This is a genomic window from Saltatorellus ferox, from assembly GCA_007751475.1.
Lineage (GTDB): Bacteria > Planctomycetota > UBA1135 > UBA1135.
The window spans coordinates 2,175,088-2,196,301 of record CP036434.1; the positions used below are offsets into that span (position 1 = coordinate 2,175,088).

Here is a 21,214-nt window from a genome sequence, read left to right on the forward strand (position 1 = left end):
AAACCGCGCGGAAGCAGTGGCCGAATGCCCCGTCACGCCCCGAGGAACGCGCGGAGCTCGGCTTCGTGGGCTCGAATCGCGCCTTCGAGGGCGACGACCAGCTCCTGATCGATGGGGCCGTCGAGGCCGGCTTCGATCAGCGCTGCCTTGAGCGCCGCGTGGGCCTTGCGCACGGGCGCGCAGTCCCCGTCGAGGATGAAGGCGACGAGCGCGCCCGCTCGCAGGAGCTGCAGGCGCGCCTTCTTGGCCTCCGCGGGATCCATGTCAACTTCGAACACCTCCGCCATTTCCCCCAGACCGCCGGCTTCGATCAGGTTCGATACGGACCAGGCTCTCGTCCACCACGGGTCGGCGTCCGGGGTCACCTTCAGGTCGATCGACGTGTCGCGGTAGAACCTCTCGGCGTAGACCGCCGCGCCCCAGGTAAGCCAGGCCGGAAGTCGTTTCTCCGCCTCGCGCTCGCTCAGGAAGTCCGGGCCCGGGCCGTCCTTCCGCGCTGATCTGGACGCGTTCGGGCTGGGGTCGATCGCGTCCACCCAGGAGAGAGCGTAGGCGAGACGACTCGAGTGGACGCCGAAGGCGTCGCCGTGCAGGACCTCGGCGTTCCAGATCCCCACGCCCGCGCCGTCGTACACGAACCTGGGGCCGTCGCGTTCGAACCGGCGCTCGGCGAAGTAGGCCCCGTAGATCACGTGGCGGCCTGCACCGTGCAGCGGCGCGCGGCGACCGTCGGGATCGCCGAAGGCGAGTCGATCGGCTTGCTCCTCGGTCCGCGTCAGGATCACGTCCAGGGGCAGCGGTGGGATCAGGCCCAGGGCACGCTCCAGGTCGGGGATCGTGCGCGCCATGTTCACGAGCGCGGCGATGGCCGTGGAACGGTCCGTCGTGGCGTGGATCTTTGCGAACGCGGTCGGGATGACCCAGGGTGAGTCGAGTCGCGTGTGACGCCGGTTCGCCTCGTCCAGGTCGCACCATTCGCCGTCGACGGGGAACCGGCCCTTCTCGAGGTTCTCGGCCTCATCGGCGTCGACCCAGACGTCATCGACGCGGACGGCGCCTCGGTCCTCGCGCTTCCGATCCGCGCGCGTGCTCCACAGCCCGGTTCTCGGGTCTCGACGATCGCCGGAACGCATGCGGGCTCGATCCTCGGGGGCGACCCACTCGCCGCTCTGTTCCGCCCAGCCCCTCGCCTCCGCCCGCGCCGGATCCCGGAGAGACGCCATCAGTTCCACCGTGGCTTTCGCCAGCTCCTTCGGACCGGGTAGCGCAAACTCACCGGGTGCGCGCAGGTCGACCACGAGCTGGGCGGTGTAGATGGAGCCGGTATCGCTGATGCCGTCGAGGAGGTTCTCGCGCGTGACGCGAAGGCTGCGCCGGACGGTTTCCTTCCGGAGCTCGCCGTTCACCTGGAGCGCGATGGGCTGGTCGAGGTCCAGCATCTCGTCCGAGAGGTAGAGCGTCACGAAGGAAACGCCGGCGCCGGTCAGGACGATGGAGTTGGCCTCGGGGCGCAGCCTGGCGGTGGCGTAGGCTCCCCCGGTCGCCGGGTCGATGGGGGCGACGCCCACCCAGTAGCAGCGCGTGGGGAAGGGTTTGCCGACGACCACGCGAACCTCCGTCGGTCTGGGTTGGCGGCGCTGCTTCAGGAGCCACTCCGTCAACGGGCCCTCGGCCGAGTTCACGTCGAGGGTCACCGTTTCGACGTTCGCTGCCTCGCACCGCTCGGCGAACGCCTTCGAGTTCGCGCCGCCCCCGGTGATGTGGATCGGCAGGTTGTTCAGGACCTCGACCTGTTCGATCCCCGCGTCGGAGGCTCGGCACGCGATGCCGGCGAAGCGCTGGGGGAACTGACGCCCGGCTTCGAGCGCCGTGTTGCCACCCTCGCCGGTGCCGACGCAGAGCACCCGATCCGGGTCCACGTCGAAGGTCTCGGTGCAGAGTCGCAGCGTCGTCAGGATTCGCGCGAGACCCCCGGGCGCGCCGAGGACGACCACCTGGCTCCATGCCTCGCGATCTTCGGGCATGGACGGGCTGACGAGGATCGCGCTCTTCAGGAACTCTCGATCGTGCCAGCGGTCCCGCAGGTGCTGCTCCGGCGTTTCACCTGCCTCGGGGAGGGTCAGTACCAGCGGCCAGGGGCCTGGTTTTTTCCCGTAGTCGAGAGGAAGCTGCACCGCGTACCCGAGCGGTGCGCGGGCGAAGCTGCCCCCGTCGTGGTTGAGCTCGCGAACGTTGCCCGGACGCAGCCGAGAGTCTTCGGGCCGGAGCGCGTCGCGGAGTGTGGCCTGGACCCTTGCGGGCTCGCGAAGCCAGTCGGCGGTTTTGCCTTCGAGGCAGGCATCGACCGTGGTGGCGAGATCGCCGCCGCCGGCAACGGCGGTCAGGAGTGAGAGTGGGAGGAGTGCGAGCATGGGTCCTCTAGGGCGGCTGAGGCACGAGGTCACACGGCTCGAATTTTAGATGGAGACAGGAGCGATCCTCCGCCTCCCAAATCCTCGGGAGGGTAATGATTCTGTAGGTCCCTGCATCCGTGCCCCAGTTCGACACCGTAAGAAGTTCCAGCACCATGCCGCCCGAGCCATCCGAGCGTAGTATGCATGGGCTAGCCCATTCCTATCGGGCTGGCCTCGCCTTCCGAAACGTCACTCTCTCCACAATCCCTGTCAGCTTCCAATGAGAATCCTCACCACCTCCCTCGCCTTCACGCTCGCCTGCGTGCTAGCGGACCAGTCCTCCGCCCAGCGCCTTCTCGTTCCCGAGAGCTCCAATGACACCGTCATGGAGTTCGATCCCATGACCGGCGCGCTCGTCAACATGGTCGCGATCGACATGGCGACGCTCGCGCCCGGCGTGCCCAGCACGCCGATCGAGATCCGCCAGGTCGCCAACGGTGAACTCTGGGTCAGCGACCAGATCGCAGACGCCGTTCTGCGCTTCTCCGCCGACGGCACCACCTACCTCGGGACGACCACCGCACTCCTCGACAACATGCGCGGGTTCCACCCGCGCGGTGCCGGCGCGCTCATCTCGAACGCAGGTACGGCCAACGGCGCTCCGGGGGCCGCGCTCGTCGAGGTCGACGGTGCAGGCGCCACCATCCAGGACGTGATCAACCCGCTCATCCTCAGCCCGTTCGACGTCGAGCCCTACACCTTCAACGGTGTCGCCGGCTACCTCGTCGCCGAGATCACGAACGAGGACATCATCTTCGTCGAGGAAGCGAACCCGAACAACCAGACGATCTTCCATGATTCGGACGGCGTCTCGGGCATCGACTTCCCGGAGCAGATCCACGTGACCGCTTCGGGCCGCGTCTTCGCTGCAGGTTTCACGACGCCGTCGGGCATCTACGAGTACGACGGCACCGGCGCAGAGATCAACTACATCGACACCGGCGCGATCGGCTCGCTCAGCGGCCTCCGCGGCGTCCATGAGCTCGGCAACGGCAACCTGATGTTCACGACCGGAAGCGGCGTTCACATCTACGACGTCGCCGCCGGCACCATCAGCTCGGTCGTCACCGGTGTGTCGGCTCGCTTTATCTCGCTGATCAGCGATAGCGACTGCGACTGCACGAACTACTGCATGGCCAACGCGAACAGCACCGGTTCGGCCGGCGTGATCTCGGCCTCCGGCACGAGCATCCTCGCGAACAACGACCTCGTCCTCGAGGCCAGCCAGCTCCCGAACGGCGCGTTCGGCTTCTTCATCAACAGCACCGTGCAGGGCTTCGTCATGAACCCGGCCGGTAGCTCGGGCAACCTTTGCCTCGCGGGCGCGATCGGTCGCTACGTCGGTCCGGGACAGATCCAGAACACCGGAATGACCGGTGGCTTCTCGCTGGCCCTCGACCTGAACATGACGCCGACGCCGACGGGCTTCGTGGCGGTGATGCCGGGCGAGACCTGGAACTTCCAGGCCTGGTTCCGTGACGCCAGCGGCGGCATGGCGACGTCCAACCTCACCGACGGCCTCCAGGTCAACTTCTAAGTCGGAGCCTGTTCGAGACCCGAGCGCCGCGACCGCGGCGGATCGGGTCACGCGTGGGGCGCGCCACGGTCTTTGGACCGTGGCGCGCCCTCGTTCATTCCAGAGGCTCTTGCGAGTTGCTCGACCTGCGAAGAGAGAGTCGGGAGAGTCTGCTAGGTTGGGCTGCATGCTGGATTCACGATGGACTCGAGAGGCTCACCTGCCATGGACTCACGGAGTTCGTCTCCTGCTGCTCTTGGCCGGGGGCTGGCTGACGCTCTCCGCGTCCTCGGCCTTGGCCATGGGGATGGCGATGACGCAGGGAGCGAGCGGCCCTCTCAAGGTCTTCGTGCTCGCCGGTCAGTCCAACATGCAGGGGCATGCCAAGGTCTCCACTCTCCGCGGGATGGCGGGGGACCCGGAGACTCTTCCGCTCCTCGGGAAGCTGGTGGGAGACGACGGTGAAGCGCGCGTCTTCGAGGACGTCTGGATCTCGTCGCTGGGCTGCGGTAGCGCGGAGGACGTGGAGCGAACGGGGCAGCTGACCGCAGGCTTCGGTGCCGAGGCAGGCGGCCCGAAGATCGGCCCGGAGCTGTCTTTTGGCATGGCGATGGAGGAAGCGCTCGACGAGCCGATCCTGATCATCAAGACCGCCTGGGGCGGCAAGAGCCTCCATTCGGACTTCCGACCGCCGAGCGCTGGCCCTTCTGCATCCAGCCAGGACGAGCAGGCGACCGGCAAGTACTACCGGCTCATGATCGAGCACGTGCGGAAGGTGCTCGCGGATATCGAGCGCGTGTATCCAGGGTACGACGCGGAGCGCGGCTTCGAACTGGCGGGGTTCGTCTGGTTCCAGGGCTGGAACGACATGGTCGACCAGGGCGCCTATCCCAGGCGCGCGGAGCCCGGCGGGTACGACGCCTACAGCCGGGTGCTGACGCACTTCATCCGGGACGTGCGAAGGGACCTCGCTGCTCCCGAGCTCCCCTTCGTGATCGGCGTGCTCGGCGTGGGCGGAGCGACCTCGCTCTACGGGCCGGAGCAGCAGCGCTACCTCGCGATTCACCAGAACTTCCGGGATGCGATGGCTGCGCCCGCTTCGCTGGACGAGTTCGAAGGGACCGTGAGCGCGGTCCTGACCGAGCGCTTCTGGGATCACGAAGCGGCCGATCTGAGAGCGAGGCGAGCGACGCTCACCCCTGAAGAGATCGAGGTCCTGGAAAGCCGCGTCTCCAACGCCGAGTATCACTACCTCGGCTCGGCGAAGATCCTGACTCGCATCGGGCAGGCGTTCGCGGAGGCGCAGATCGAGGCGTCGATACGAGCCAAGCCAGTGCCCGCGTGGATCTGGTTCGAAGCGACGGAGACGCATCAGCAGGTGCTGCTCCGCCGATCGTTCGAGGTCGCGTCCGTGCCCGACGCAGCCGTGCTGACGGCCGTGGGCGACGACGACATGATCGTTCTCGTGAACGGCGAACGGGTCGGTGAGCACGGGCGCGCGGGCGAGGTGGTCGCGCGCGATATCGCGGGCTTTCTTCGCGCGGGTGAGAACCGAATCGAGGTCCGGGTTCAGAACGTGGAAGGACCTGCGGGGCTCGCGCTCCGGCTCGACCTCGGCGGTGCGCAGACGCTGGTCACGGACGGCGCATGGGACGCGACGCTGGCCCAGCGCGCGCTCCGCGGTCGCTGGTCGAAGGCGACGGTACTCGGGCTCGTCGGCGACGACGGTCTGCCCTGGAGCGAACGCGTGACGCTCCGACGCTTCGACGAGCCGGACGGCGAGCTGAGCGTGGAAGAGCCGCCGGGCGTGCCGCAGCAGGTCCAGCGCGCGAGCGCCCTTCAGGTTCCCGACGGCTTCGAAGCCGAGCTCCTCTATACGGTCCCGAGCGAACTCTTCGGATCCTGGGTGGCACTCGCCACCGACGACCAGGGGCGCTTCTACACGAGCGACCAGGCGGGCCGCGGCCTCTTCCGGATCACGCCGGCCGCGATCGGGGACCCGAACGCTCGAACCTCGATCGAGAAGGTCGAGGTGGACGTCAGCGGGGCCCAGGGCATGTGCTGGGCGTTCGATTCTCTCTACGTCAACGTCAACGGGCAGGGTGTTTGGCGCATCACCGATACGGACGGCGACGATCAGCTCGACCGGGCCGAGCACCTCATCAAGCTCGGCAACGGCGGGGAGCACGGGCCCCATGCCCTGCTGCCGACCGAGGACGGCGAGGGGCTCTACTTCCTCGCAGGTAACCACGTTCGGCCGCCGGCGTACGAAGGGTCGATGGCCCCCGATAACTGGGGGGAGGATCTTCTGCTCACGCGCCTCTGGGATCCGGGCGGCCACGCCTGGGGCATGACGGCGCCGGGCGGGTGGATCGCGCGCTGCCGGCCGGACGGCACCGAGGTGACGATCATCAGCACCGGCTATCGGAACCAGTACGATATCGCGATGAACGCGGAGGGGGAGATGTTCACCTACGACGCGGACATGGAGTGGGACCTCGGCTCGCCCTGGTACCGCCCGACGCGCGTGTGCCACGTCACGAGCGGCTCCGAGTTCGGCTGGCGCAGCGGCACGGGCAAGTGGCCGAGCTACTACGAGGATTCGCTGCCGCCGGTCCTGGAGATCGGGCCAGGGTCGCCGACGGGGATGGTGTTCGGCACGGGAGCGAAGTTTCCAGCGCGGTTCCAGAGGGCGCTGTTCCTCCTCGACTGGACCTTCGGAACCATTTACGCCGTGCATCTGGAGCCGGACGGCGCGAGCTACCGCGCGACGAAGGAGGACTTCGTCTGGTCCAAGCCGCTCGGGGTCACGGACGCGGCGGTGGGGGCGGACGGGGCGCTCTACTTCACGGTGGGCGGGCGCGGCTCGCAGTCCGCGCTGTACCGCGTTCGGTACGTCGGTTCGGAGTCGACCGCGCCCGTGGCGCTCGCCGCCTCGGATCCTGGCACCGAGGCGCGCACGCTCCGCAGGTCCATGGAAGCGTTCCACGGCAGGGTCGATTCCGGTGCGATCGAAGCGGCCTGGCCGCTCCTGTCCCACGCGGACCGCTTCGTCCGCTTCGCGGCTCGTGTCGCGGTCGAGAATCAGCCGGTCGAGACCTGGCGCGAGCGGGCGTTGACCGAAGAGAACCCGCAGGCGGCGGTCATGGGGCTCATGGCGCTGGCGCGCCAGGGGAGCGCCAGCGACCTTCCAGCCATGATCTCCGCACTGGATCGCCTGGAGCTGGAGCGAGTCGATGACGCGGTGCTGCTCGCGGCACTGCGAGCGTACGCGCTCGCCTTCGCGCGCCTCGTTCCGCCGGGCGAGCTCGACGAGGAGATTCGCCTTCAGGTCCTCGCCAGGCTGGAGCCGCACTTTCCCTCGGGACGGTCCCTGATCGGGCACACGGGGAACCGCTCGGGCCACGCGGTCGACGCGGAACTCGCCAGGCTTCTCACCTACCTTCGTTCCGAGACCGTCGTCGCCAGGACCCTGGCGCTGATGGAGAGCGCGGCTCCCCTCGAACTACCCGGATGGGCCCGGATCATCCAGCGCAACGATGCCTACGGCGGACCCATCGCAAGGATGCTGGACGACATGCCGCCGGTGCAAAACATCGAGTACGCGCTCATCCTCATGGACGCGACCGAGGGCTGGACGCTCCCGCTCCGCGAGCAGTACTTCTCGTTCTTCGCCGAGGCTTCGCAGCATCCGGGGGGCTTGAGCTACGCGGCGTTCCTGGGGAAGATTCGCGAGACGGCCGCGGCGCATCTGGCGCCTCGGGAGCTGCGCTCCCTCGCGCCGCTGCTCGGCCAGTCGCTCCTCGCTCCGCCTCCGGAGAACGTGACGCCGCCCGAGGGCCCTGGCCGTGAATGGACGCTCCCGGACGCCGTGGCCGAGGTCGGTTCGAAGCTACGGGGGCGCAGCTTCGACCGCGGCCAGAATCTCTTCCACGCCGTCTCCTGCAGCCAATGCCACCGCCTCGACGGCAGCGGCGGAGCGATCGGCCCGGACCTCACCACCGTGGCGAACAAGTTCGGCGTCCCGGACATCCTGGAAGCGATCGTCGAGCCCAGCCGGGTGATCTCGGACCAGTATGGCTCCCACATCGTGCTCGACACGGACGGAAACATGGCCGAGGGAATCCTCGTGGATGGGGGGGATGAGCTGACGCTGTACTCCCGCGATCCGAACGAAGGGCCCCTCGTCTACGCGCGCTCGGAGATCGCGAAGATCCAGGAGTCGCCCGTTTCTCAGATGCCCACGGGGCTGATCGATCCGTTGAACCCGGAGGAGCTGAAGGACCTCATCGCCTTCCTCGTCTCCGGAGGCAACCCCGAGGACGCGGTCTTCTCCGCGTCCGAGGGGGCTGACGGTCGGCGTTGATGGAGCGCTGGAATCAACGCGGGACCTTCGCTGCGTCGAACTCGACGCGGGTCGTCCGGCCGCGCTCGATCTCCAGCGTGACCTCGAAGGGCGCGCCCGCGAAGGTCGTGCGGAAGACGTAGCTGCCTGGCTCCAGCTCGAGCTTGCCGCCGAAGGGGCCCTGCTGAACGAGAGCTCCGGCTTCGTTCGTGAGTTCGAAGAGCCCGGGCTTGCCGGTGGCCGCGGCCGACACGGCGGCAGCGAGTCGGTCTGCATCGACGACGGAGACGGCGCGCCCTTCGGACGCATCGGCCATCGCACGGATCTGCTCGTTCCACGCCGCCTGGGTCGTCGAGAGGTTCGCACCGTCGCCGAGGTCGAAGGCGACGATCTCCAGCTTCACCTTCGCGCGCCCGACTCGTTCGGCAGACTTCACGGGGTCGCCGGGCTCTCGCCCTTGACCTCCGTCCGTGAGGAGCACGATCGTGCTGTCCTTCCGGCTGCTGGAGCCCAGGCCCTTGAGCGCCTCGTCGAGCGCCAGAGCGAGCGGCGTCTTACCGCGCGGCTTGAGTGAATCCAGGGCCTCGAGGAACGCGTCTTGTTTCAGCGGCCCGACGGGGATCAGCGTTTCGACGTCCGTGTCCGCCCCTTCGTCCCGTGCGCGCTTTCGGTGCCCGTAGACCACGAGTCCCACGGGCGCACCCTCGGGGAGAGACTCGACGACGTCCCGAAGCGCGGCGCGCGCGTGCTCGAACTTCGGCGTCCGATCACCCGCGCGCGCGGAGCCAGGCGGCGCCAGCATCGAACCGCTTGCATCCAGGACGAGCAACACCGAATGATCCTTCGTCTGGAGGCTGCGCATCTCCAGATGGCCCAGCTTGGGAAGCGCGGCTTCCCTCGCCGCACGCTCCGTGGCCAGCAGTTCAGGGTCCAGCGTTTCCGTCGCGCGCGTCAGGAACAGGATCGCGAACGCGGTCGTGAGTTCCTCTCTCTCGCTCCCCTTCGCAGGCCAGGCGCCCGACGCCGACTGCCCATCGACGAGCCGCTTCGCGACGGTGGCGTACCACTCGTGTGCGCCGTAGAACTCCGTGTCGAGCAGGCGACCCGTGCGCTCCAGGCCGTAGTAGTGGTAGTAGAGGTGGTCGTCCTTGCCCTCCTGCTCGTCAGGGTTCTTGTCGATCGCCCAGTGGCGGGCGAGCCATCCGAGCCCCTTGCGCAGCCGCGGATCGAGCAAGGGATCGCGGCGAGGCTCGAGGCTCCGCATGGCGATGGCCGTGATCGTCGCTCCCGCGCAGGTCATGGTGCCGTAGGGGGAGCCGCTCACGTAGGACCAGCCGTTCGTAGCGCTTTGCCTCGTCCAGGTCGTGCCGAGGGTCCTGCGCCAAACATCGGGATCGATGGCGATGCCCTGTCGCTCCGCGGCGTGGAGACCGAGGATCGCGTACTGCGTCAGGCTGTTGTCACCGTCGGCGCCGCGTTCCCAGTCGACCTCTCGCCGAAGGGGCGTGCGGTCCGGTGCGCGGTCCGTCACAGCGCTGATGGGCGCGGGCTCGTGAGTCGCTGCTCCGATCACGCGGAGCGGGGACGTGGGGAGCGTGGGACCCTCCGCGTCCTCGGGAGCGGGCGCAAGCTCGAAGAGCCACTCGGGCAGCGGCACGCGGTACGACCATGTCCCTGAGGGCCCCTGGGCGTTGACCAGGTAGGCGGCAGCGTCGCGCAGGAGAGGCAGATAGCGCGGATCGCCGTACGCATCCAGCAGCATCGCGAGGATGCCGTTGCGGTAGGTCGACTGCGACCTGAGGAAGCCGGGACGAAGGTCGTCGAGGTAGCTCTGGAGCTGCTCGTCGAAGTCCGGGAATTCGATGTGGGCCCGTGCGTGCACGAGCGCCAGCATCATCACGAGGTCCACCTCCTGGTAGCCGTCGACGCCGCGGTCCCGTGGCCGGGAGCTGAGCTTGTCCAGCATCCAATCACGGCCGCGGTCGATGGCGCGGTTCACATCCTGGCCCCGGAGTCCCAGGGCTGCGATGCCCTTCACGGTTCGCGTTCGGTCGACGACGGCGTGGCCATCGACGAGCGGCATCGGAAGCGTCATCGGCTCCGCGGCTGCGTCGAAGGCGAGATCCACGCTGCGCAAGAGGCCGCTGTAGCGAAGAGCCAGCGCGGGCGTCTTCGCTCTGAAGCGGACCTCGAAAATGCGAGTGCTTCCCGCGGGGATCCACAGGGTGTTCTGGCTCGGGAAGGGAAGCCGAAGTCCGCGTGGCCGGTTTCTCTCCGGCGCGGTCGCGGAGAACTCGCCCTCGGCGCCGTCCGGTTGGCCAAGCAGCTCGAGCGCTGCCCCTGGTTCCCAGAGGACGAAGACGTTCCTCCGGTTCTCCAGGCGGACGACCATCTCCACCCACGGCGGGTCCGAGGGCGCGGTGCGTACGTCGTGGAAGGAGACGAAGAGCCCGCCGTCCTCCACGCTCCACCTCGGCGATTCGAGGGAGCCCGGTCCGGTGAGCGACGCCACCGGTTCGCGGAGGGTGATCGTGAGCGGAGCAGGGCGGCGGATCATCTCCCGTGGGACGGCCACTTCGTCCATGCCCACGACGAGCTCGATGGTGCGTGCGTCCTCCAGAACACGCTTCGGTACGGTGAACAGGATCGCTCCGCCGGTCATCCCACGGACCATGCTTTCGGGCAGGCACCAGAGCGGTGACTCCAGCTCCTCGCCGGTGCAGTTGACCGGAAACTCGCCGTCGAAGAGCAGGTGGACAGAGCCGTCACGCAGCGGCTGGAGCAGGTGGGCCACGGGCTCGGTCCGATCGTCGAACGTGCGTGGGTCCGCGCTCAGGAGGCTCGCCGCTCTCAGGTCGACCGCGACCACGCAGTCCTCGCTTCGACCGCGTTCGGGGAGCACTTCCACGCCGAACACCCCCGCTTCGATGCATCCGTTCGACGCGGATCCGAGCGCGGGGGCCTCTGGCGCGGCGGCGCCAAAAAGATCCAGCGTGATGTTCCCGTTCCTCGGGTCGAGGAGGTGGAGCGACGCGTTCCGAAGGCCGTCCTTCGGCACGGAGTAGACGAGCTGGCCCGTGATCTCGCGCGGCCTTGGGCCGGCGGCCCCAGCGTCGGCCTCAGCGTTGGCCCCAGCGCCGGCCCGCGCGGCCTTTTGCCATGCTTGCTCGTCGCGACTGCTGGGCACGCGCACGCTGCGCGGGAGCGCCGCGGGGCCGGCGCCCAGCTCCGCGAGGAGCCGGCGGCCGTTGTACACGAGATGGAGGCTCTCCCGTCGCTCGAGTTCGTAGGCCTCCAGGATCGCCGCCGGGTCCTCCGGGTCGTTGGGTTCCGGCGCGAGCAGTCGCCACCGGGTTTCGAGCACCAGGTACTGAAGGCCGTCGCGCTCCTTGGCGCTCCCGATCGAGTCGACGAGGGAGGCGCCTTCCACGACCAGCTCGATCGCGTCGTTGCTTCCCGAGCCTCGCGCGTCGGCAAGGTCGGGCACCTCGCCCGGATCGGTGTGCCGACGGATCGCGAGATCGTCTCGGAAGGCACTGGACACGTCGGAGGGGCCCGCCGCCGATTCCTCGTCCTTGCCGGGCGCTTCCTCGAACGTCACGGCTTCCGTGGATACGTCGCTGTTGGGCGCGCCCCCGATCGCGAGCCGCAGCGTCGGATTCACCGCGATGCCCGAGTAGCTCACTTCGAACGCGTCGGCGGCGAGCATCGAGTCGGGAACGTCGAGTCGGACGCGGAGCGCGCGCTTCTCGCCAGCAGGCAAGAGCGGACGGGGGTCGAGCGTTTCTCCGGCCGCGCCGAAGGCGCCGACGAACGAGACATCGTCGGCGCGGAAACGGTTCGTGAGATCGAGCTGGCCGTCGTCTTCTCCTCGGTTGATGAGCCGCAGGTCGAGTTCGACGATCGAGCGGCCCGCGTCGCCCGCTTGCACGGCGAATCCGATCACGGCCATGTCCACGGGTTCGTCGTCGACGACCGTCAGAGCCTTCTCGGGACTCGGTTCCGCGGCCGTACCTTCCAGATCGAAGACGAGCGTCTTCGGCTTCAGGTGGGCGCCCGCGCCGCCCGCGTTCTGAAGGATGGGGAAGACGAGTTCCAGCGCGACGTGCTCACAGGTCTCGGGGATCAGGAACACGGCGGTGCCGCCCGTGGCCAGGCCAGGCAGGAAGCCGGGCACGTCGGGCAGCGTGCCCAGGCCTCCCTCGCGCAGGTGAGCCCAGATGCCGTCGGTCACGAGCTGCATGTGGATGGGCGCGGCGAGGTAGACGGCGGCCTTCGGTCGTGCGCCTTCGAAGAGCCGGGTCGAGACGCCCGTCAGCGCGACTTCGGCCCAGCGCATCCCCTCGGGCGCGGTCCGGCCGTCGAGCTGCGGGTGGAACTGGACGGTGGGCTGGGCGAAGCCGAGGTAGTCGTTGGCCTGCGCGATCTCGAGGGGCGCCGCCTCGCGGCGCGTCCCGAAGATGGGGGTCGAGCTGGGCTCCAGCTCGTCGTTCTCCAGCCACAGGCTGAGCGAACCGCCTTCCGGGCGCTCGAAGGACCGCGAATCGGGAAGCGGGAGAGGAAGCTCGAACGCGACCTTGCCGCGAGCGCTCGAACCGATGTTCTGAAGCACGAAGCTGCGCGGGAGCGCGCCCTCCGTCTTCTGGAGGTCCACGGATTCGATAGCGGTCATCGCGCTGGAGCCAGCGGCCTCGTGGAGCAGAAGCAGGTTCTGGGTCAACGCGACCTTGAGGCGCTCGCCCGCCTCGCGCTCGCCTCCGAACGCCAGCTCCATCGGGATGTTGTTCTCGATCTCGAGGTCGATGACGAGCAGTCCGCGACCTTCCCTGGCCTGGATCCTGCCGAAGTTCCCGGCGTGCTCGGTGCCGTGGACGGTCAGGATGAGGTCGCCTTTCCGGGGCGCAGTGGCGGCCTCCGCGTCGACGATCACCTCCAGGTCCTCGGCCGAGGCCAGCGCTGCTTCGACGCGCGGGTCGGGGGTGGCGCTGAGCGGGATCAGCACGAGGTTCGGCGTGCTCGTCCCGGCGGGAAGCACGGAGAGGTGGCTACCACCGGGGCGCGTGGCGAGGGTGGGGGCCGTCTGGTTCTCTTCGCGGCCCTCCGCTTCGTCGGGGGTGAGGCCCCCCGCGCAGATGGCGGTGACCCTCGACCCGTGGCGCGCGCGCACCGCGTCGAGCGTTCGGCGCGAACCGTGCACCAGGACCACGACGTGGTCCGCGGCGGCCTCGGCCTCGGGGAGCACGCGGTCGAGCGCTGACAGCGGGTCCTCGAAGGTGATGCCCGCGAGCTGATCCTTCAGCGTCGGCAGGTACGCGAGGGCGGCGGGCGCCTCGGTCAGGCCGACGATCGCGAGCGGTGACCCGCCCGCGTCGATGACACGGAAGGGCGTGAAGAGCGGCTGGCCGTCGGCTCCGAGGAGGTTGGCGGAAACCGTCGGAAGGCCGGCCTGGGCCACGACCTCCAGGGTGAAGGCGAGGCCGAGACGGAAGTCCGAGGCGGCGAGGTTGATCGCGCTGTACTCCAGGGCGGCGAAGGCTTCCGCCACGCGAGCGGGCTCCGCGGCGCCGAAGAGAAAGCCTCCGGCATCGAGCCACACGGCGTCCGTGTCCGCGCCTGCGGAGAGCGCGGCGGCTTTCCAGCTCGCGGCACCACCGCGTCGACTGGCGGCGGAGCATCCGCCGCAGGCTTCGACCTGCCCACCGACGTCCGCGGTGAGCACGATCGACGGAAGGTCTCCGCCGATGACAGGGAAGGCGCTGGAGAGGGCGACGCCTGCGGCGGCGAAGACTCCGAACGCCATCCCCACGAGGGACGACTTCGCACGCATGGAAAAGCTCAACTCAACGGGTGGCGTAGGTGCAGAGGGTGCCGGCGCCGAAGCCTGCGATCGGGTTGACCGTCAGCACTCCCACGGCCAGGCCCACGTATGCGCAGATCGCGCCTGCGAGGCACTGGGGACGGTCACGAACGGGCTGTCTGGAGCACCGGAACATCTCGATGAAGATCGCCGCCAGCTGAAGCTGGACGAGGGTCTCCGCGGAGGATTGGCCCCAGCCGTCCGGCCCCATGCCCAGCGTCGCCCCGGTGGCGGGATCGAGGCGCCAGTAGAAGCCGCTCTCGCGCGTGACGCCCGCTTCCGTCGGGGGCGCGACCGCGAGGCCGGCGCCGAAGTCCTGCGCCACGGTGCTCGGTGCATCGACGGCGGCCTGCGTGCTTCGAACCCAAGGGGCGGTCCTCACGGCAAACGCGTGGACCGTGCTCGCCACGTCGCGATCGAGGTGGGTCGCTGCGACCGTCGCTTCGAGAACCGTGTCCGCCACTCCCTGGCGAAGCCGAAGCTTCGCGGCGTCGCCTGGCGCTTCACCCGGTGTATTCGAGATCCCGACGTGGTTCATGAGCACGTCGACGCCTTCGTGGCGCACCATCAGACCGTCCGCAACACCCGCGTCCTGCTCGGCGGGGAGCGACGCGACGCGCACGGACGAGATCAGATTGATCCGGTCGACGAATACGCGCGCATCGGAGCCCCCGTAGAGTCTCCGGAGGTGACCCCAGGTCCACTGGAGAACCGGCCGCGGCCGGACGCTCTCCGCGGCGCTGGTCGCCATCTGCAGCGCCTTCCCCGGGTCTTCCTCTGCCTGGGCCAGCGTCATCTTGATGATCGCGTCGCGATTGGTCCACGTCGTCGTCAGCGTGAGTCCGTGGAGGTAGGCCTCGCTCGGCACGCAGGTGAGCGCGGCCACGTCGGCTCCGTAGGCGCCCACGAGCGAGCGCGTCAGGCGGGCGGCCTCGTCGAGCTTCTTCAGGCCGACACCAGCCGTTCTTCGGGCCTCCCCGAGGACATCGAAGACCACGCGTTCCTGGCGTTCCTCGATCGGTCCGTCCGGGCCGGGTCGCCGGGCGACGAACGTGACGAAGAGCGCGGTCGCTTCCCCGGGCTTCTTCGCTCCGCCCATGCCGAGTCCCGCGAGCGCGCCCGCGGCGTTTTCCACGGCCCGCCCGGTACCCTTCTGGGGCGAGTCGTTGAGGGAGCCGTCGGCTCGGAAACTCTTGGCCTCCTGGAGTCGGCCGTCGACGACGATCCGGGGGAGCCACTCCTTCACGTCGAGCAGCGCGGCACGTTCCCTGGCGGCACGTGCGGCAGGGCTCAGCTCCGCGAGCTCTGCATCGGCGGGCCGGACGTATCCGAGCGGTTCGCAGGCCAGGATCATCGAGTTTGCACCCAGTTCGAACGGCCGGATCGTGTGGCTCAGCGCTGCGCTGCGCTCGATCTTGGAACCGTCGGTACGCTCGACCTCGAACGTGACGGTGAGCGTGTGGTACAGATCGTCGGGAAGCTTCTGTGCCTCTTCGTAATCGAAGGAGGCCAGGGAGGCCAGGGAGGCAACGGAGGCAGGCGGCGCTGCGTCGTCGTTCCCGTCGTATGTGAGGCCTTCCAGCAGAGGATCGAAGCGCTGCGACTCGCCGTCGACCTCCAGCGTGACCCAGAAGTGGTCGCCCAGCGTCGCTTGCGCCTCCGCTCGTTCAGCGGACCGCGCCGCCGAGGCCAGCTCGGCATCCACGAACGATTCGAGTTCGGACGACTGGTTCATGACCTCGCCGATGCCGCGTTCGGCTGCAGCGAGGGCGCGGCTCTGCGCGCTCAGGAGTTCGGTTTTGAGGTCGGCGACGGACGTGCCCATCCGTCGTGCGAGTACCTCGAGGCCCTCGTCGGTCGGCGGGGGGGCGGATCCGAGGTCGACTCCGCCCGGATCGACGAGCGTGAGCGCCGCGAAGACCGCGGCGGCCGTGTCCCTTTCGAGAAGCCCTCGGTGAAGGGTCGGTGCGTGGCCTGCCGCGTGGAGCAGTTCCATCAGAAGGAGGGCTCGATCCGCGGTGTTGCCATGGCGGTCCATCAGGACGCCGACCGGGCCGCGCAGGATCCCCCGATAGGGGACCCAGCGCGTCTCGCTCGACACCCAGCTCGTGAGCGTCCGCGGGTCGGTTCCGACCTTGGCGACGACGGCGGCCGGATCCATCGAAAGGCGCGGGACCTCTGCGATGGTCTCCTGGAGCTTCGCCGTCTTCCGAGCGAACTCGGCGGCGAGGCGACGGTAGTCGACGGCGGGTGCCGCGACCCCCTTCTCCGTACCGTCCGCTTGAACGGAGGCTCCGTGGGCCAGGGCCGTGAAGCCTGCGAGAACGAGGGCTGTCCCCACCGGCTGGAGCCAGCGGTTCGCCGGGCGGTTCATCGGGCGGTGCAGAGAGAGGAGTGTCATGGCGCTCCCTACTGCTGTGAGCTGGACGCCTGTTGCGCGCGCGCTCGGAGCTTGCGATCGAGGCTCGGGAGCATCTTGCGCACGGCGTCGTCGAGGGCGAGGCGCAGGATGAGGCCCTTGTCGTCGTCGCTGATCTTGAGATCGGCCTCGGCGTCGGCGCCGACGCCGAGCACCTGGATGCCGAGGGCGCTGGCCTTGTCGCTGCGGGTGAACTCGCCGAAGGAGGCGGCGAGCGTGGAGCCGGTGGTCGGATCGACGAGGCGCAGGTCGACGCCGCACTCAGCCTTGATCTCGATCTTCTGCGAGTCGACATCGAGGACGCCGATCCCGCCGGAGAAGCGACCCGTGGCGATGTTGGCGATCTTGCCGAGGCCCGACTTTCCGCCGGTTTTGACCTCTTTGAGGCGCATGTTCGTGACCTTGCCGAGCATCAGGTACTCGACCCCGCGGACCTGGGCCATGCCGGCCATCTCGTCGGCGGCAACGATGCCTTCGAGGTCCTGCTCGGCGAGCAGCTTCTGGAGCTGGCTCCTCTCGATCACGTCGAATCGATCCGTCCGGACGAGGAGCGTCGCGAGCTGGTCGGCGGCGATTTTTTCGAGCCCGCGGGAGGCGTCGCTCCCGACTTCGAGGACGGGAACGCCGACCCGGACGATGCCGACGCCGGGCCCCGGAGGATCATATTGACCGACGTGGGTCGTCAGGGTCTGTGAGCTCGCGGACTCGGACGTGGACTGGCAGGAGGAGAACGAGAGAAGAAAAGCCGTGGCGGTGGTCGCGAGGGCGATTTTTCGCAGGGCCGAGCGTGAAGCGGGCATGGTGGGATCGAAGAAGAGTGTCGAAGGCGCAAGGCCGGCCCCAGGGACCGTCCAGGCGGGGGCCGGTGGGCCCACACGGCCCTGACTGCAAAGCCCGCCAGCCCCTCAACAGCAATTTCAACTTTCCCTCCTCCACCTCCCCCGAATCCGACACGTTCGGACCAGGTCCGTTCATTCCGATACGTTTGCACCTGGTCCGTTCATTCCGGAATGAACGGACCAGGTGCAAACGTACCGGAATGAACGGACCTGGTCCGAACGTGTCGGGTTCGCGGGAGGCTACTCGGCGGGGGTCCAGTCGAGCTTTGGCTCGGCGTTCGATTGCCAGTCCGTGATCTGCATCACCGTCTTTCCGTCGTAATCCGAGCGCAGGATGAAGTTGCCCGCCATCCAGCTCTTCGAGTCGCCCGCTTCCGTCCAGGTGGCGTCCCAGGAGCGGCCGCCCAGGGAAACGGTCTCGTTTCCGGTCGTGAAGTCCATGGCCGGAGCGGCTTCACCCGTGGTTTCGGGCATCGTCATCGCTTCCATGACCGTGTGCTCGAGGGGCTTCTCGCCCTCGACACCGATCCAGGCCGCGGTGACGTTCGAGGTCATTTTCTCGCCCGCAGCGGGCACGGCCGTCATATCGACGCGCGGGTCGACCTGGTACGCGAGGATGATGGGCTCGCCGTACATCGACGTCTCCTGCTCGAGGATGAACTGGCCGTCCATTTCGGCGACGATCGCCGTGGTCGTCTTCATCCCGCTCATGTCCATCGTCCAGCTCTGACCGACCGCCGGGGCGGGCGGGAGAGCCATCACGTTCATGGCGGGCACGTTCTTGGCCGTATCGAGTGCCGCGTTTCCGCCGCCGCCGGCCATGCCGCCCATGGCGCCGCCAAGGTCGCTGATGGAGGAGCAGCTGGCCAGGGTGGCCGCGAGGGCGACGCCGAGGAGCGTCGTGGGGGAGAGGAGCTTCATGGATGGATGGGGGCTAGGTGTTCGGGCAAGGCGCCCTTGCAGGTCGGGGAGCGTCGGATCGAGATTCGAGGAGGAGCGCCGGGTGGCGCTCGTTCCTCGGTCCGAGCGATGAGCGTGCGATTTAAGGCAGTCGAGAGGCCGCATGCAACCTTCGCCGCAGATCCGTTGTCACAGGGCTGTGACGACCTTCAGACGCCCCTCGCGCAGCCCGTGATCCCGAGTGACCTGGGCGGGAGCACCCGACGCTGCCGGGAGAGTGGAACGAGACGTCATCGATCCGGTCCGCGAGTGGATCCTGTGGACGTACGGAGCGGTCACGACGAAGAAGCTCGTCGCAAGCGTCGAACGAGTAGAGTGGCACCATGACGACCATCGCGCTCACCATCGCCGGCTCGGATCCCTCCGGGGGCGCAGGCATCCAGGCCGATCTCAAGACCTTCGCAGCCCACGGCGTCTACGGAGCGTCGGTCATCACCGCGCTCACCGCGCAGAACACGACGGGCGTCTTTGGCATCCATGGCGTTCCGCCGGACTTCATCCGGGCCCAGGCGGAGGCGGTCTTGAGCGACCTCCACGTCGACTGCATCAAGGTCGGCATGCTCGGGGATCGCGCGACCATCGAGGTGGTGGCGGAAATTCTGGAGGCCCATGCAAGCATCCCCGTCGTTCTGGACCCGGTGATGGTGACGGCGAGCGGCGACTTGCTTCTCGCGAGCGACGCGGTGGACACCCTCCTCCAGCGCCTGCTCCCTCTCGCGCGCCTCATCACGCCGAACGTCCATGAGGCTGGCCTCCTTCTGGGGGAGCCGCCTGCGGATTCCCTCGGGGCGATGGAGCGTCAGGCGTTGGCTCTACGGGATCTGGGGGCGCACGCAGTTCTTCTGAAAGGGGGGCGACGGGGTGACGTGTCGACGTCCACCGACGTCCTCTGCACGGCTGACGCGGCCGAGTGGCTGGAGGCGCCACGGGTGGCGATCGAGCGGCCCCATGGAACGGGCTGCACGCTGTCTTCCGCCATCGCGGCACAGCTGGCCCTGGGGCGCGCGCTTCGGGACGCGGTCCTGGAGGGCAAGCGCTATGTGACGGCCGCTCTCGAACGCGCGTCCCGGGTATCCATTGGCCACGGCTCACGGCCCTTGATCCATGCGGATGGGGAGCGATAGACCATGCCCTACCTCCTTCGTCGAATTCTTCTGGTCGGCCTGGTCATCCTCGGGGCGCGTGCCTCGATCGCCTCGGGTGGATCCGGGTCGGGACATGGGTCCGAGTCCGGGTCGGAACCCCACCATGACCTCGTCATCTACGGTGGAACCAGCGCCGGGATCGTCGCGGGCCTTCAGGCCGTGAAGATGGGGAAGTCGGTCGTCGTGATCGAGCCGAGCGCGCGTGAGGGCGGGCTCAGCACCGGCGGCCTCGGCCAGACCGATATCGGGAACAAGCGCGTCATCGGAGGGCTCTCGCGGGAGTTCTACCGGCGCATCGCTTCTCACTACGCGGAAGAAGAGTCCTGGACCTGGCAGAAACGCGCTGAATACCGGGACGGTGGTCAGTCCCGAACGAGCGAGGGCGAGGCCACCATGTGGACCTTCGAACCGAGCGCAGCGCTCGCGGTCTTTCGACGGTGGACCTCCGAGGTCGGGCTCGAGCTCGTGCTCCAGGAGCGCCTCGACAGGCAAGACGGGGTGAAGATGCAGGCGGGCCGCATCGTTTCGATCACCATGGAGTCGGGCCGCGTATTCAGCGGCAAGATGTTCCTCGACTGTACCTATGAGGGTGATCTCCTGGCCGCGGCAGGGGTGAGCTACACCGTCGGGCGTGAGGCGAGTGAGCAGTACGGCGAGAGTCTCAACGGCGTCCAGGTGAAGCAGGCGAAGTACCACCAGTTCGTGGACGGGGTCGATCCTTACGTGGTCCCTGGCGATCCTTCGAGTGGGCTCTTGCCGTTCATCGAGGCCGCGGGCCCGGGGGCCGATGGTCAGGCGGACGCGCGCGTGCAGGCGTACTGCTTCCGCATGTGCCTCACCGACCATCCGGAGAATCGCATTCCCTTCCGCAAGCCCACGGGATACGAAGAGCGGTGGTACGAGCTCCTGCTTCGAAACTACGAAGCTGGCGAAACGGGGCTGCCCTGGATCAACTCGGCGATGCCCAACCGCAAAACGGACACCAACAATCGCCTGGGGTTCTCGACGGACTTCGTGGGTCAGAACCACGCCTGGCCCGAGGCCAGCTACGACGAGCGCGACGCCCTCAAGCTCCGCCATCGGCTGTACCAGCAGGGGCTCATGTGGACCCTCGCCTATCACCCTCGAATGCCCGAGAAGATCCGCGATCAGGTCTCGAAGTGGGGGATGTGCAGGGATGAATTCACGGAGGGCGAGGGCTGGCAAGAGCAGCTCTACATCCGTGAAGCGCGAAGGATGGTCGGCGACTTCGTGATGACCCAGGGCCACTGCCAGCAGGAGAAGGGCGTCGAGGATTCGATCGGCATGGGCGCCTACACCATGGACTCGCACCATGTGCAGCGCTACGTCGACGCGGAGGGCCACGTTCGCAACGAAGGAGACGTTGAGGTCGGAGGGTTCCCGCCGTATCCGATCAGCTATCGAGCCATTCTCCCCAAGGCGACGGAGTGCTCGAACCTGGCCGTTCCCGTTTGCCTGTCCGCGAGCCACATCGCGTTCGGTTCGATCCGGATGGAGCCCGTCTTCATGGTCCTCGCGCAATCCGCCGCCACGGCGGCCGCGCTGGCGATCGAGGAAGGCGTGCCACTGCAGTCGCTCGACCACGGACGCCTGAAGAAGCGGCTCCTCGCGGACGGCCAGGTGCTGAATCACGCAGCCACACGCAAGGGCGATTGATGC

Annotated in this window: 9 protein-coding genes; 4 read left to right on the plus strand and 5 right to left on the minus strand. The window is 68.2% G+C overall.

Annotation, left to right across the window (positions count from 1 at the left end; genetic code table 11):
* Nucleotides 1-32: 32 nt before the first annotated feature.
* Nucleotides 33-2,411: a hypothetical protein gene (locus tag Poly30_RS07785; RefSeq protein WP_145195973.1), complete on the minus strand. Its 2,379-nt coding sequence runs from the start codon at nt 2,409-2,411 to the stop codon at nt 33-35.
* A 262-nt stretch (nt 2,412-2,673) separates the two neighbouring features.
* Here Poly30_RS07785 and Poly30_RS07790 point away from each other — a divergent pair, with 262 nt between their 5' ends.
* The gene (locus tag Poly30_RS07790) at nt 2,674-3,990 is read left to right on the plus strand and encodes a hypothetical protein (RefSeq protein ID WP_145195975.1); all 1,317 of its coding nucleotides are present in this window, start codon (nt 2,674-2,676) and stop codon (nt 3,988-3,990) included.
* Between the two features lie 166 nt (nt 3,991-4,156).
* Nucleotides 4,157-8,335 carry a sialate O-acetylesterase gene (locus tag Poly30_RS07795; protein WP_145195977.1) on the plus strand — a complete coding sequence of 1,393 codons (4,179 nt, stop codon included), beginning with the start codon at nt 4,157-4,159 and terminating at the stop codon, nt 8,333-8,335.
* A 13-nt stretch (nt 8,336-8,348) separates the two neighbouring features.
* Here the strand turns inward: Poly30_RS07795 and Poly30_RS07800 are convergent, their stop codons facing one another.
* From Poly30_RS07800 to Poly30_RS07815, 4 genes are all read right to left on the minus strand, one after another.
* On the minus strand, nt 8,349-14,141 hold the full coding sequence (locus tag Poly30_RS07800) for a VWA domain-containing protein (protein ID WP_145195979.1): 5,793 nt from the start codon (nt 14,139-14,141) through the stop codon (nt 8,349-8,351).
* 13 nt (nt 14,142-14,154) lie between these two features.
* Nucleotides 14,155-16,572 carry a hypothetical protein gene (locus Poly30_RS07805; protein ID WP_145195981.1) on the minus strand — a complete coding sequence of 806 codons (2,418 nt, stop codon included), beginning with the start codon at nt 16,570-16,572 and terminating at the stop codon, nt 14,155-14,157.
* Between the two features lie 8 nt (nt 16,573-16,580).
* Nucleotides 16,581-17,390: a CsgG/HfaB family protein gene (locus Poly30_RS07810; RefSeq protein ID WP_145195984.1), complete on the minus strand. Its 810-nt coding sequence runs from the start codon at nt 17,388-17,390 to the stop codon at nt 16,581-16,583.
* A gap of 279 nt (nt 17,391-17,669) precedes the next feature.
* Complete coding sequence (locus Poly30_RS07815; RefSeq protein WP_145195986.1) at nt 17,670-18,350, minus strand: hypothetical protein; 681 nt, start codon at nt 18,348-18,350, stop codon at nt 17,670-17,672.
* 362 nt (nt 18,351-18,712) lie between these two features.
* On the opposite strand from Poly30_RS07815, the gene thiD reads away from it, so the two are divergent.
* Together thiD and Poly30_RS07825 are read left to right on the plus strand one after the other, a co-directional pair.
* Complete coding sequence (thiD, locus tag Poly30_RS07820) at nt 18,713-19,513, plus strand: bifunctional hydroxymethylpyrimidine kinase/phosphomethylpyrimidine kinase (protein WP_145195988.1); 801 nt, start codon at nt 18,713-18,715, stop codon at nt 19,511-19,513.
* 3 nt (nt 19,514-19,516) lie between these two features.
* A complete protein-coding gene (locus tag Poly30_RS07825) occupies nt 19,517-21,211 on the plus strand; it encodes an FAD-dependent oxidoreductase (protein ID WP_145195990.1) in 1,695 nt (564 codons plus the stop codon).
* The last annotated feature ends 3 nt before the right edge of the window (nt 21,212-21,214 follow it).